General features: G+C 67.4%; 13 protein-coding genes. 4 read left to right on the forward strand and 9 right to left on the reverse strand.

Going from position 1 to position 13393, the window contains the following annotated elements:
• The first annotated feature begins 174 nt into the window (after window positions 1–174).
• Window positions 175–1137, forward strand: coding sequence for a thioredoxin-disulfide reductase (trxB, locus tag OG975_RS23840; protein ID WP_327430079.1), 963 nt, complete (start codon window positions 175–177; stop codon window positions 1135–1137).
• A 43-nt stretch (window positions 1138–1180) separates the two neighbouring features.
• Complete coding sequence (gene trxA / locus OG975_RS23845) at window positions 1181–1513, forward strand: thioredoxin (RefSeq protein ID WP_327430080.1); 333 nt, start codon at window positions 1181–1183, stop codon at window positions 1511–1513.
• 134 nt (window positions 1514–1647) lie between these two features.
• On the opposite strand, the gene OG975_RS23850 is transcribed toward trxA, so the two are convergent.
• The 9 genes from OG975_RS23850 to rpmH form a co-directional block, all read right to left on the reverse strand.
• Window positions 1648–2265, reverse strand: a complete 618-nt coding sequence (locus tag OG975_RS23850) for a GNAT family N-acetyltransferase (protein WP_327430081.1) — start codon at window positions 2263–2265, stop codon at window positions 1648–1650.
• A 326-nt stretch (window positions 2266–2591) separates the two neighbouring features.
• Window positions 2592–3686: a ParB/RepB/Spo0J family partition protein gene (locus OG975_RS23855; protein ID WP_406331374.1), complete on the reverse strand. Its 1095-nt coding sequence runs from the start codon at window positions 3684–3686 to the stop codon at window positions 2592–2594.
• Window positions 3683–4756: a ParA family protein gene (locus OG975_RS23860; RefSeq protein ID WP_327435105.1), complete on the reverse strand. Its 1074-nt coding sequence runs from the start codon at window positions 4754–4756 to the stop codon at window positions 3683–3685. The genes OG975_RS23855 and OG975_RS23860 overlap by 4 nt, the downstream gene beginning before the upstream one ends.
• Before the next feature lie 339 nt (window positions 4757–5095).
• Window positions 5096–5812 (reverse strand): 16S rRNA (guanine(527)-N(7))-methyltransferase RsmG, encoded by a 717-nt coding sequence (gene rsmG / locus OG975_RS23865; protein ID WP_406331375.1) that lies wholly within the window; start codon window positions 5810–5812, stop codon window positions 5096–5098.
• Window positions 5813–6008: 196 nt separating this feature from the next.
• Window positions 6009–6518, reverse strand: a complete 510-nt coding sequence (locus OG975_RS23870; protein ID WP_327430084.1) for a R3H domain-containing nucleic acid-binding protein — start codon at window positions 6516–6518, stop codon at window positions 6009–6011.
• Between the two features lie 15 nt (window positions 6519–6533).
• The gene (gene yidC, locus OG975_RS23875) at window positions 6534–7829 is read right to left on the reverse strand and encodes a membrane protein insertase YidC (protein WP_406331376.1); all 1296 of its coding nucleotides are present in this window, start codon (window positions 7827–7829) and stop codon (window positions 6534–6536) included.
• 3 nt (window positions 7830–7832) lie between these two features.
• Entirely contained in the window at window positions 7833–8198 is a 366-nt protein-coding gene (yidD, locus tag OG975_RS23880) for a membrane protein insertion efficiency factor YidD (protein WP_054236429.1), read from the reverse strand.
• Window positions 8195–8566: a ribonuclease P protein component gene (gene rnpA / locus OG975_RS23885; RefSeq protein ID WP_327430087.1), complete on the reverse strand. Its 372-nt coding sequence runs from the start codon at window positions 8564–8566 to the stop codon at window positions 8195–8197. The genes yidD and rnpA overlap by 4 nt, the downstream gene beginning before the upstream one ends.
• An 18-nt stretch (window positions 8567–8584) precedes the next feature.
• A complete protein-coding gene (gene rpmH, locus OG975_RS23890; protein WP_006381191.1) occupies window positions 8585–8722 on the reverse strand; it encodes a 50S ribosomal protein L34 in 138 nt (45 codons plus the stop codon).
• Between the two features lie 398 nt (window positions 8723–9120).
• Between rpmH and dnaA the strand changes: the two genes are divergently transcribed.
• On the forward strand, window positions 9121–11169 hold the full coding sequence (gene dnaA / locus OG975_RS23895) for a chromosomal replication initiator protein DnaA (RefSeq protein ID WP_406331377.1): 2049 nt from the start codon (window positions 9121–9123) through the stop codon (window positions 11167–11169).
• Between the two features lie 981 nt (window positions 11170–12150).
• Complete coding sequence (gene dnaN / locus OG975_RS23900) at window positions 12151–13281, forward strand: DNA polymerase III subunit beta (protein ID WP_406331378.1); 1131 nt, start codon at window positions 12151–12153, stop codon at window positions 13279–13281.
• The last annotated feature ends 112 nt before the right edge of the window (window positions 13282–13393 follow it).

Consider the following 13393-nt stretch of genomic DNA (forward strand, 5'->3'; position numbering starts at 1 on the left):
CAGCACCCAAAGGGCTCCTCCCGTGATACCGCATGACATCTCTGTGCGGTACCGCGCTTCCGTGTGCCCGGACACACCGGGAATTGAAGCCCCTTAGGATCCGTTGGGTGGGGTGAGAGTACTGAGAGAGGCTCCACCGGTACGCAGCAGTCTCCAGAGACGAGGAATCAAGCCGTGAGCGACGTCCGTAACGTGATCATCATCGGCTCCGGGCCCGCCGGCTACACGGCAGCGCTCTACACCGCGCGCGCATCGCTGAAGCCGTTGGTCTTCGAGGGCGCCGTCACCGCAGGCGGTGCGCTGATGAACACCACCGAGGTGGAGAACTTCCCCGGCTTCCAGGACGGCATCATGGGCCCCGAGCTCATGGACAACATGCGCGGACAGGCCGAGCGCTTCGGTGCCGAGCTGGTTCCGGACGACGTCGTCGCCGTCGACCTGTCGGGCGAGATCAAGACCGTCACGGACACCGCGGGCACCGTCCACCGCGCCAAGGCCGTCATCGTCACGACGGGCTCGCAGCACCGCAAGCTCGGCCTGCCCAACGAGGACGCCCTCTCCGGGCGTGGCGTCTCCTGGTGCGCGACCTGTGACGGCTTCTTCTTCAAGGACCAGGACATCGCCGTGATCGGCGGCGGCGACACCGCGATGGAGGAGGCCACCTTCCTCTCGCGCTTCGCCAAGTCCGTGACGATCGTCCACCGCCGGGACAGCCTGCGCGCCTCGAAGGCGATGCAGGAGCGCGCGTTCGCCGACCCGAAGATCAAGTTCGTCTGGGACAGCGAGGTCGCCGAGATCAAGGGCAACCCCAAGCTGGAGGGCCTGACGCTGCGCAACCTGAAGACCGGCGAGCTCTCCGAGCTGCCGGTGACCGGTCTGTTCATCGCGATCGGTCACGACCCTCGCACCGAGCTCTTCAAGGGCCAGCTCGACCTGGACGACGAGGGCTACCTGAAGGTCGAGGCGCCTTCGACCCGGACGAACCTGACCGGTGTCTTCGGCGCCGGTGACGTGGTCGACCACACGTACCGCCAGGCGATCACCGCGGCCGGCACCGGTTGCTCCGCCGCTCTCGACGCCGAGCGCTTCCTCGCCGCCCTCGCGGATGAGGCCGCCGCCGCGGCCGCCACCGTCTGATCCCCCATCCGCCCCACCGCATCAACGAGTTAAGGAGCCCGCCGTGGCCGGCACCCTGAAGAACGTGACCGACGATTCCTTCGAGACCGACGTCCTCAAGAGCGACAAGCCCGTCCTGGTGGACTTCTGGGCTGCCTGGTGCGGCCCGTGCCGCCAGATCGCGCCGTCCCTCGAGGCGATCGCCGCCGAGTACGGCGACAAGATCGAGGTCGTCAAGCTCAACATCGACGAGAACCCGGGCACGGCCGCCAAGTACGGCGTGATGTCGATCCCGACCCTGAACGTCTACCAGGGTGGCGAGGTCGCCAAGACCATCGTCGGTGCGAAGCCGAAGGCCGCGATCGTCCGCGACCTTGAGGACTTCATCGCCGAGTAGTCGGTGACGGCCGCACGCGCGGCGGATGTTTCACGTGAAACACGAATGGGCCAGCCCTTCCGGGTTGGCCCATTCGCTTGAGGGGGGCAGGGCGCCCTACAGGAACAGGGCGTCATGCGGGAGTAGAGCGCCGGCTACAGGGGGCGAAGCGCCGGTTCCTTCTGTACCGCTCCGAGGAGCCGGTCCAGGGCCAGCTCGACGTCTTCCTTCCAGGAGAGCGTCGTTCGCAGCTCCAGCCTCAGCCGTGGATACGTGGGGTGCGGCCGGACCGTCTTGAAGCCGACCGCCAGCAGATGGTCGGCGGGCAGTACACAGGCCGGCTGCTTCCACCGTGAGTCCCCGAAGGCCTCGATCGCCTTGAAGCCACGGCGCAACAGATCCTTGGCGACCGTCTGGACCATCACCCGGCCGAGCCCCTGCCCCTGATAACCCGGCATGATGAAAGCGGTCATCAGCTGAACCGCGTCCGGCGACACCGGGCTCGTGGGGAAAGCGGTGGAGCGGGGGACATAAGCCGGAGGCGCGTACAGCACGAAGCCCACCGGCACGTCGTCCACATAGACGACACGGCCGCAGGAACCCCAGTCCAGCAGGACCGCAGAGATCCAGGCTTCCTTCTCCAGTGCAGGCGTGCCCGCCTTCAGCGCGGCCTCACCGCTGACTGGGTCCAGCTCCCAGAAGACACACGCGCGACAGCGCTTGGGAAGGTCCTGAAGGTTGTCCAGCGTGAGCGGAACGAGCCGGCGCCCCATGAAGGATGTTCCTCACTTCCTTCGCCCGCAGCATCACGGGCGGCTGTCAGAGCGCTCCGCTCCCTGAGCAGACTGCCGACGAAGCCGCCGACGGCTCCCAGGCCCAGACCCGCGGTCACCAGTCCGGTACGGCTCACGGTTTGCATGGCCCCCGCCTCCCCAATGAAGGTGCTGCCAGGTGGATGCGCCATACCCGATCGCATCGTATCCACGATGCGATTCCATCGATACCGTCAGAAAGCAAAGAGCGGGCCGTGTTCCGGTACACACCGGACACGGCCCGCTCTGATGGTCGGCCGAGGCGAGCCGCCACGCCCTCGGGCGACTCAGACCTCCGTGTCGTCGGAGTCGTCGTCCAGAAGGCTCCTCTGAAGCACTGGTCCCTCACCCGGGGCGAGGGATCCCAGGATGCGCTCAAGGTCGTCCATCGAGGCGAACTCGACGGTGATCTTGCCCTTCTTCTGACCCAGGTCGACCTTCACCCGAGTCTCGAAGCGGTCCGAGAGACGCGTCGCCAGATCACTCAGCGCCGGGGAGAGCCGAGCGCCGGCCCGCGGCCCCTTGGAGCGCGGTGCGGTCTGCGGCCGCGATCCCATGAGGGTGACGATCTCCTCGACCGCCCGCACCGAAAGCCCCTCGGCCACGATGCGGTGAGCCAGCCGGTCCTGCTCCTCCGAGTCCTCCACGGAGAGCAGAGCTCGCGCATGCCCCGCGGAAAGGACTCCGGCAGCAACACGACGCTGCACCGCGGGCGAGAGCTTCAGCAGACGCAGGGTGTTCGAGACCTGCGGGCGCGACCGGCCGATCCGGTCCGCCAACTGGTCGTGCGTGCAGTTGAAGTCCTTGAGCAGCTGGTCGTAGGCGGCCGCCTCTTCCAGCGGGTTCAGCTGGGCGCGGTGCAGGTTCTCCAGCAGCGCGTCCAGAAGAAGCTTCTCGTCCTCCGTGGCGCGCACGATCGCCGGAATGGCCTCCAGCCCCGCCTCACGGCATGCCCGGAAGCGCCGCTCGCCCATGATGAGCTCGTACCGCGTCGGCCCCACCTGACGCACCACGACGGGCTGGAGAAGCCCGACCTCCTTGATGGAGGTGACCAGCTCAGCCAGAGCGTCCTCGTCGAAGACCTCACGAGGCTGACGCGGGTTCGGGGTGATGAAGTCGAGCGGCAGCTCGGCGAAGTGAGCACCGACAGGCGCCGGGGGCGCCTCCAGGGCTCCGTTGTACGACGGCTCCTCCGTTTCATGTGAAACAGGCGGCAGCATGGCCACCTTCGCCGCCGCCACACCGCGCTCGGCGGTAAGCACCGGTACAGCCGTCGGCGAGGTGGACGCACCACCCCCCGAGGAAGCCGCCTTCTCCCCTGTCGGAGCCGCAGGGATCAGTGCGCCGAGGCCACGCCCCAGCCCCCGTCGTCGCTCGCTCACTGGATCCCCTCCACCATGTTCTGATCGTTCTGTGCGCCCACGTGGGCGTGTTGTGCGTCGTACGCCACTCCGACTCCGCGGAGGGCGATTTCCCGTGCGGCCTCAAGATACGAGAGAGCACCGCTCGAACCCGGATCGTAAGTCAGAACCGTCTGCCCATAGCTCGGAGCCTCGGAGATACGGACCGAGCGCGGAATGCTCGTCCGCAGCACCTCTTCGCCGAAGTGACTGCGCACCTCGTCCGCGACCTGCGACGCGAGGCGCGTCCGGCCGTCGTACATGGTGAGCAGGATCGTCGAGACATGGAGGTCGGGGTTGAGATGCCCCCGCACCAGGTCGACATTGCGCAGAAGCTGTCCCAGGCCTTCCAGCGCGTAGTACTCGCACTGGATGGGGATGAGCACCTCCGCACCGGCGACCAACGCGTTGACCGTGAGGAGGCCGAGCGATGGCGGGCAGTCGATGAGGATGTAGTCCAGCGGCTGCTCGTATGCCTGGATCGCTCGTTCCAGCCGGCTTTCCCGCGCCACCAGGGACACCAGCTCGATCTCCGCACCGGCGAGATCGATAGTGGCGGGAGCGCAGAAGAGTCCCTCGACATCAGGGACCGGCTGAACGACTTCGGAGAGCGGCTTGCTGTCGATCAACACGTCGTAGATGGATGGAACTTCGGCGTGATGGTCGATACCCAGCGCCGTGGAGGCATTGCCCTGAGGGTCGAGGTCGATCACCAGGACACGGCCACCGTGCAGCGCCAGTGAGGCAGCCAGGTTGACCGTGGTCGTGGTCTTACCCACCCCACCCTTCTGGTTGGCGACCACCATGACACGGGTCTGTGCGGGCCGTGGCAGGCCCTCACCGGCGCGACCTAGCGCCTCGACCGCCAGTTGGGCAGCACGACCGATGGGAGTGTCGTCCATCGGGGGCGGTGTTTCACGTGAAACATCCTCCCCCATCGACTCGGTACGGGGACCGGGGACCGGATCGGTCATCGGTCCCGCGATGTTGGCGTCGGACCGCAAGGATTCACTCTCCTCGACTTCAGGCTCGCAATGAACAGAGCCTCCCATGTCTTCGGGGTCGTGAACCAGCGAGGCCCGTTGTTCTGTGGAGAAATCCACCTCTGTGGACAACTCCGCACTCTCTCCGAGTGAACCGAGAGGTCTCCGGTCGCGGGGTTCGGCCGCGGCGCGTCCGCGACTGATGATGCCGTGCAGCAGTGAGCGACGTTTCACGTGAAACACGATGCATAGCGGTCCCGCTCATTACGGCGCGACACTCCGAGATGCATAGGTTTGGCAGCTTGTGTGGAGTACGGCTCGTCGTCAGGACGGATCAGCGGGAGTGACGAAAAACTCCCGGCTCCGTCCTGCGGAGCCGGGAGTACACGATTTATCTCACACCCAGGATCAGCGGCGGCGGCGCGTACGCCCCGTCCGGGCCGCCTTGGCCCGCTTCGCCGCGAAGCGCACCCCTCCGGGGCTCTCCCCGACCTCAACCCGCACCACGGTCGACAGCGGGTCCACCACGCCTTCGCCGACGTGCAGGATGGACGTCTCCACGGCTCCGAGCTTGCTCAGAGCCGTGGCGGCGGCCTTCAGCTCCTCCTCGGCGGTGTCGCCCTTGAGCGCGAGCATCTCGCCGTACGGGCGAAGCAGTGGGATGCCCCACGTCGCCAGCCGGTCGAGGGGAGCGACCGCCCTGGCCGTCACCACATGGACCGGCTGCAGCTTCCCCATGACCTCCTCGGCGCGGCCGCGCACGACGGTGACATGGTCGAGACCGAGCAGCTCAACGACCTCGGTGAGGAAGTTGGTCCGACGCAGCAGCGGCTCCAGCAGTGTGATCTTCAGGTCCTCCCGGACCAGGGCCAGCGGAATACCGGGCAGCCCGGCGCCGGAGCCGACGTCGCACACGGTCACGCCCTCGGGCACGACCTCGGAGAGCACAGCGCAGTTCAGCAGGTGCCTCTCCCACAGCCGGGGCACTTCACGGGGGCCGATCAGCCCGCGCTGCACTCCCGTCTCGGCCAGCAGCTCCGCGTACCGGACCGCGTCCGCGAAGCGATCGCCGAATACCTCGCGCGCCTGCTCGGGCGCAGGGGGAAGCTCCGCTGCCTCCGTCACGGGGGACCGTCCTTCCGTACCGCATAAGCGCACTGAGCGCTGACTTCCAGGACTATCAGGGACTACAGCTGCCGGGGACCACAGCTGTCCGGGGACTACCACAGCTACTGGTGACTACCAGCTGTCTGGGACTACAGGCTGACAAACTTCGGCCCCGTCTGCGCAACAGACGGGGCCGGAGGAATGTACGTACCGATCAGGCGGGAAGCACGACGACGAAGCGCTGCGGCTCCTCGCCCTCGGACTCGCTGCGCAGGCCCGCGGCCTTGACCGCGTCGTGGACCACCTTGCGCTCGAAGGGCGTCATCGGCTTCATCTTCACGGGCTCGCCGGAGCTCTTGACCTCGGCCGCGGCCTTGGCGCCCAGCTCCGAGAGCTCCTCACGCTTCTTGGCGCGGTAGCCCGCGATGTCCAGCATCAGCCGGCTGCGATCCCCGGTCTCCCGGTGCACGGCCAGGCGGGTGAGCTCCTGAAGGGCCTCCAGCACCTCGCCGTCCCGGCCGACCAGCTTCTGCAGATCGCGGCTGCCGGCGTCGCTGACGATCGAGACAGCCGCGCGGTCGGCCTCGACGTCCATGTCGATGTCGCCGTCGAGATCGGCGATGTCCAGCAGACCCTCAAGGTAGTCCGCCGCGATCTCGCCTTCCTGCTCAAGGCGGGTCAGGGTGTCGCCCTCAGCGGCGGCGGAGGTGGTGCCTTCCGTCACGGGATGGACTCCTTCTTACTTCTTGGACGGGGACTTGGGCCGCTGCGGACCCTTGCGCTGTCCGGACTGGGCTTTGCTGCGGGTACCGGTGCCAGGCTTGTTGCCGCCGCTCGCCTGCTTGGGGGCAGGCTTGGCGTCCTCCGGCTTGTCGTCCTCCGGCTCGTCGGACTTGCTCAGCGAGGTCTTCGGCTCGGACTCGCCGGCCGCCTTCGCCGTGCCCGACTGGCGCTGGGACTTGGACTGCCGCTTCGGCTGCTGGCGCTTGGGAGCGGCGCCGCCGGTGGTCGGCGTGCCGTCCTCGGTCTCGACGAGGGTCGTGCTCTCGCCCTTCACCACGGTGCCGTCGGTCTGGGCCGCCAGGCCCGCCTTGGTCAGCGTGTTGATGAACTTGCGCTCGAACTCGTTGCGGTCGCGGCCCTTGGAGACGATCGCCTTGACGATGTTCTTCTCGCGGCGGCTGCGGGTCTTGCCGTGGTGCGTGACGTGCTTCTGCAGGCGCTCCAGGAACGCGGCCTGGGCCTTGCTGCCCGGAGTCGGGTTGTTGCGGATCACGTACATCTGCTGACCCATGGTCCACACGTTGGTGGTCAGCCAGTAGACGAGGACACCGACCGGGAAGTTGATGCCGAAGACGGCGAACATGACCGGGAAGACGTACATCAGCATCTTCTGCTGCTGCATGAAGGGCGTCTTCACCGTGGTGTCGACGTTCTTCGTCATCAGCTGACGCTGCGTGTAGAACTGCGAGAAGCACATCAGAACGATCATGACCGCGGTCACGACACGGACGTCCAGCAGCGTGGCGCCCAGCGCCTCGACCTTGGCCGAGCTGTCCATGAACTTCGCGGCCAGCGGGGCGCCGAAGATGTGCGCCTGACGCGCGCTGGCGAGCAGCTGATCGTCGATGACGCCGATCGTCTTGCCGGTCGCGATGCCGTTGAGCACGTGGTACAGGGCGAAGAAGAACGGCGACTGCGCCAGGATGGGAAGGCACGAGGAGAGCGGGTTGGTACCCGTCTCCTTGTACAGCTTCATCATCTCTTCGGACTGGCGCTGCTTGTCGTTCTTGTAGCGCTCCTGGATCTTCTTCATCTCGGGCTGCAGCGTCTGCATCGCCCGAGTCGACTTGATCTGCTTCACAAAGAGCGGGATGAGGCAGATACGGATCAGGATCACCAGGGACACGATGGACAAGCCCCAGGCCCAGCCCGTGTCGGGACCGAAGATCTTCCCGTACACGGCATGGAACTGGACGATGACCCAGGAAACGGGTGTCGTGATGAAGCTGAACAGACTGGCAATCGTGTCCACTAATCAGGCTCCTTGAGCATGGGACGGGGTCTCGGCGGCCGGGCTCGAGGGATGGTCGGACATACCGTGCCCTTCGATGGCCGGTTCGGCGGCGGAGTTCCCGCCCTTGCGTGCACGCCAGGCGTTACGCAGCATTTCGTGCCACCGCGGACGCTTGCGCGGCGGGACATGGTCCACACCGCCCAGCGACCACGGATTGCACCGGAGGATGCGCCAGGCGGTGAGTGCCGTTCCCTTGATCGCACCGTGCCGGTCGATGGCCTGGTAGCCGTAGTGGGAACACGACGGGTAGTACTTGCACACCGGCCCGAGCAGCGGGCTGATCGTCCACTGGTACAGCTTGATAAGAGCCAGCAGCGGGTACTTCATCGCGCGCCCCCTCCCAGCAACCGCTCAAGGGCGGCATCCAGGTCTCGGGCCAGCTGTTCATGGTCGGCGTCGCCCGCACCGGGCAGCGCTCGTACGACTACCAGGCTACCGGGGGGCAACAGGGCGACTCGGTCACGCATCAGATGGCGAAGCCTGCGCTTCACCTTGTTGCGCACGACCGCTCCGCCCACGGCTTTGCTCACGACGAAACCCGCACGCGTCGGGGGAGCGCTCTCCCCAGGCGCGTGCGGGTCCGTTGCACCGCTACGAAGGTGGACGACGAGGAGCGGGCGTCCGGCCCGGCGTCCTCGGCGTACCGCGGTCGCGAAGTCCTCGCGCCGCCTCAGCCGATGCTCGGTAGGCAGCACGTCATGACCTGTAAGTGATCAGGCGGACAGGCTCGCGCGACCCTTGCCACGGCGGTTCGCGAGAATCGCGCGGCCGGCACGGGTACGCATCCGCAGGCGGAAGCCGTGGGTCTTGGCGCGACGACGGTTGTTCGGCTGGAAGGTGCGCTTGCTCACTCGGGGGCTCCAGAAAGAATCGGTGGTGGCGGGGTGCCGCCTTGGCTGTCACCGTGCGCCCACGAGTAGCTCGTAATTACGCCCGAGTGCACCGCTTCCCGATCACTTGACGTGACCTGTGCCCATCGGAGGCAGGCGGCAGCAGCCATCGACAACTCGACCTGGTCACGGTACGCGGGGCTACGCCATCCGGTCAAACCAGCCTCTCGCACGAGACACTATCCACAGGCTGGGGACAACAACTTGAACCGCAGCGGTCGCTCTGACTACCGTGGCTGAACTCCGATTCGTTCCCTTCCCACCGCCCCAGCGGTTTTGTTCCCCCCGCCCCACCCGACTGACTTCCCAACCTGTTCCCAGAACCACACGTTCGTGGGACCCGTGAGAGAGCGTGCCCTGTGGCCGACGTACCTGCCGATCTTGCCGCAGTGTGGCCACGAGTACTGGAACAACTCCTCGGTGAGGGCCGCGGTCAGGGTGTCGAGGTGAAGGACGAGCACTGGATCAAGCGCTGCCAGCCGCTGGCCCTGGTCGCGGACACCGCCCTGCTCGCCGTCCCGAACGAGTTCGCGAAGGGCGTACTGGAAGGACGCCTCGCGCCGATCGTCAGCGAGACCCTGAGCCGCGAGTGCGGCCGCCCGATCCGCATCGCGATCACCGTCGACGACTCCGCCGGGGAACCGCCTGCCCCCGCGCCCGCCCCTTCCCGGTACGAGGAGCCCGAGCTCCCCTCGGGCTCCGGTCAGGGCCGCGACACGTACGACAGCGGTCCGGGCCAGGGCCGCGACACGTACGACAGCCAGGGCGGCGAAGAGCGGAACCCCTACGGCGGCCAGGGCCGCGACGAGCGGAACGGCTACGACGGCCAGTCCCGCGACGAACGCAACGGCTACGACTCCCCGAACCGCGACGATCGCGGCGGCTACGACGCCCAGCGCCGCGACGGCTACGAGGGGTACGGCCGCCACCGCGCCGACGACCACCGCGGCGGCCGCTCCGACCAGCTCCCCGGTGCCCCCGGCGACCAGCTGCCGTCCGGCCGTCCGGACCAGCTCCCGACCGCCCGCCCCGCCTACCCGGACTACCAGCGCCCCGAGCCGGGCGCCTGGCCGCGGCACTCCCAGGACGACTACGGCTGGCAGCAGCAGCGCCTCGGCTTCCCGGAACGCGACCCGTACGCCTCGCCCTCGCAGGACTACCGGCCGCAGTCGATGGAGCGCCCGCCCTACGAGCAGCAGCGCCAGGACTACGACCAGCCACGCTCCGACTACGACCAGCGCCCCGACCGCCGTGACCTTCAGGAGCCGTCCTCGGGTGGCGGCATGCACCGCGGCGGCCCCCCGCAGTCCTCCGTCGGCGGCTCGCCCGGCCCGCTGGCCGCGAAGCCCGCGCCGGCATCCGGTCCGGGCGAGCCCACCGCGCGCCTCAACCCGAAGTACCTCTTCGACACCTTCGTCATCGGCGCCTCCAACCGCTTCGCGCACGCCGCCGCGGTCGCCGTCGCCGAGGCACCGGCGAAGGCGTACAACCCCCTCTTCATCTACGGGGAGTCGGGGCTCGGCAAGACGCACCTGCTGCACGCGATCGGGCACTACGCGCGGAGCCTCTACCCGGGCACGCGCGTGCGGTACGTGAGCTCCGAGGAGTTCACCAACGAGTTCATCAACTCCATCCGCGACGGCAAGGGCGACAGCTTCCGCAAGCGGTACCGGGAGATGGACATCCTGCTGGTCGACGACATCCAGTTCCTCGCGGACAAGGAGTCGACGCAGGAGGAGTTCTTCCACACCTTCAACACGCTCCACAACGCGAACAAGCAGATCGTGCTGTCCTCCGACCGGCCGCCCAAGCAGCTGGTGACCCTGGAGGACAGGCTGCGGAACCGTTTCGAGTGGGGTCTGATCACGGACGTCCAGCCGCCCGAGCTGGAGACCCGTATCGCCATCCTTCGTAAGAAGGCGGTGCAGGAGCAGCTCAACGCTCCGCCGGAGGTGCTGGAGTTCATCGCGTCCCGGATCTCGCGCAACATCCGCGAGCTGGAGGGCGCGCTGATCCGGGTGACGGCGTTCGCGTCGCTCAACCGGCAGCCGGTGGACCTCGGTCTGACGGAGATCGTCCTCAAGGACCTCATCCCCGGAGGCGAGGACTCCTCCCCGGAGATCACCGCGCCGGCCATCATGGCGGCCACCGCCGACTACTTCGGCCTCACGGTGGACGACCTGTGCGGATCCTCGCGCAGCCGCGTCCTGGTGACGGCGCGGCAGATCGCCATGTACCTGTGCCGCGAGCTCACGGACCTGTCGCTGCCGAAGATCGGCGCGCAGTTCGGCGGCCGCGACCACACGACCGTCATGCACGCCGACCGCAAGATCCGCGCGCTGATGGCCGAACGCCGCTCCATCTACAACCAGGTCACCGAGCTCACGAACCGCATCAAGAACGGCTGACAGAGCTGGCTGCGGAGCCGAGACAGAGCCGACGCCAGAGCCAGTCGTACGTCGCTGAAGGCGCCCCGGGACACCTTCCCGAGGGCGCCTTTCGCTGTTCCCGAACCCGTACCCGTACGGGTCCCGAGGGCGCCTTTCGCCGTTCTCGGACGCGTACCGAGGGCTTCCCGCCTCTTGTGACCGCTACCGGAACGACACCCACTGTTCGAATACGGGCACGGTTACGGCCACTCTCCACAGATTCGGTGACTTTCTGACGTCCACACCCTGGGGACTGGAAAGTTGTCCCGATCGTGTCCACAGGGGCCACTGTTGAAAGACCATCAGACCAGGTCAACCCCCTGTGGATTCGTGGACGAAGACTCTCCACAGACTGTGGACGAAGAAAAGATCCACAGGGTGTGTACGGAGTTGTCCACCGACAACCCACAGGCCGGCGTCAGTTGTCCCCAGTGATCCCCAGCTTCTCCACACCCCTGTCCACTGTTCGGCAACGCGACGCGCCCTCTCACCGTGTCGAGTGAAAGGCGTCACACCAAGGTGTCCGGTTGGGCTGTGGGGAACGCGGGTAAAGCTGGGGACGGCGCTGGGGAGAAGTCGCCCCGGGCTGTGCATCGAGTGTGCAGAACTTTTCGTCGTCCACAGAGACCCGGGGTTGTCCACCGCCTCCACCCACAGGGTCAGTGGACAAAAAATCCTTGTTGACCTGCGAAAACGCGGTTATCCACGGTATCCACAGGCCCTACTACTAAGACCAACTAGAGAGAGCCTGGGAATCGATTCGAAGACTGGGCTGTGCACAACTCGAGCTCGGAGGCTCGGGTGCCGCTCGGCACGACTTGACCCCGAGGGGCACCGACTGTCAGTGCGGTGCGTCAGACTGGTCCCCGGTGTCCTTCCCGCCACAGGGCTGAACGACACCGAGTCAGACGACGAAGGCCAGCAGGGCGAGAGCGCCGGCAACAGACGGAGGCGGCAACGGTGAAGATCCGGGTGGAACGCGACGTACTCGCGGAGGCAGTGGCCTGGGCGGCACGCAGCCTCCCGGCCCGTCCGCCGGCGCCTGTGCTCGCCGGCCTGCTTCTGAAGGCCGAGGAGGGTGCCCTGAGCCTCTCCAGCTTCGACTACGAGGTCTCGGCACGGGTCTCGGTGGACGCGGAGGTCGACGAAGAGGGCACGGTCCTCGTCTCCGGCCGCCTCCTCGCGGACATCTGCCGCGCCCTCCCCAACCGGCCGGTGGAGATTTCCACAGACGGTGTACGAGCGACCGTGGTCTGCGGCTCCTCGCGATTCACACTCCACACCCTGCCTGTGGAGGAGTACCCGTCGCTGCCGCAGATGCCGTCGGCGACGGGCACCGTCCCCGGTGAGGTCTTCGCCTCGGCCGCCGCCCAGGTGGCCATCGCGGCGGGGCGTGACGACACGCTCCCCGTCCTGACCGGCGTGCGCATCGAGATCGAGGGCGACACGGTCACCCTCGCCTCGACCGACCGCTACCGCTTCGCGGTCCGTGAGTTCCTGTGGAAGCCGGAGAACCCGGAGGCGTCCGCGGTCGCCCTGGTGCCCGCCAAGACGCTCCTGGACACCGCCAAGGCCCTCACGAGCGGCGACAGCGTGATCCTGGCGCTGTCCGGCTCCGGCGCGGGCGAGGGCCTGATCGGTTTCGAGGGCGCCGGGCGGCGTACGACCACCCGTCTGCTCGAAGGCGACCTCCCGAAGTACCGCACGCTGTTCCCGACGGAGTTCAACTCCATCGCCGTGATCGAGACCGCCCCCTTCGTGGAGGCCGTCAAGCGCGTGGCCCTGGTCGCCGAGCGGAACACCCCGGTGCGGCTCAGCTTCGAGCAGGGCGTGCTGATCCTGGAGGCCGGCTCCAGCGACGACGCACAGGCTGTGGAAAGGGTTGACGCCCAGCTGGAGGGCGACGACATCTCGATCGCCTTCAACCCGACGTTCCTGCTCGACGGCCTGAGCGCCATCGACTCGCCGGTGGCCCAGCTCTCCTTCACGACGTCCACGAAGCCGGCGCTGCTGAGCGGCAGGCCCGCCGTGGACGCCGAGGCGGACGAGGCCTACAAGTACCTGATCATGCCGGTGCGTCTGTCGGGCTGAGCTCCCGAGCCCGCCGGTCCACAGGGCCCGGCGGGCGAATCCGCAGGTGGGGTGTACGTCTGAGCGGCTATGCCCACAGGTGTGCGTGAGCGTCCGGGTTTAGGCTCAGTCA

This window comes from Streptomyces sp. NBC_00203 (assembly GCF_045206325.1).
Classification (GTDB): Bacteria; Actinomycetota; Actinomycetes; order Streptomycetales; family Streptomycetaceae; genus Streptomyces; species Streptomyces lutosisoli.

Bases quoted from the DNA above. Each gene is read 5' to 3' on its own strand.
- OG975_RS23860 (WP_327435105.1), bottom strand. From the start codon at position 4,756: ATGGGAGGCTCTGTTCATTGCGAGCCTGAAGTCGAGGAGAGTGAATCC.
- OG975_RS23850 (WP_327430081.1), bottom strand. From the start codon at position 2,265: ATGGGGCGCCGGCTCGTTCCGCTCACGCTGGACAACCTTCAGGACCTT.
- yidD (WP_054236429.1), bottom strand. From the start codon at position 8,198: ATGAAGTACCCGCTGCTGGCTCTTATCAAGCTGTACCAGTGGACGATC.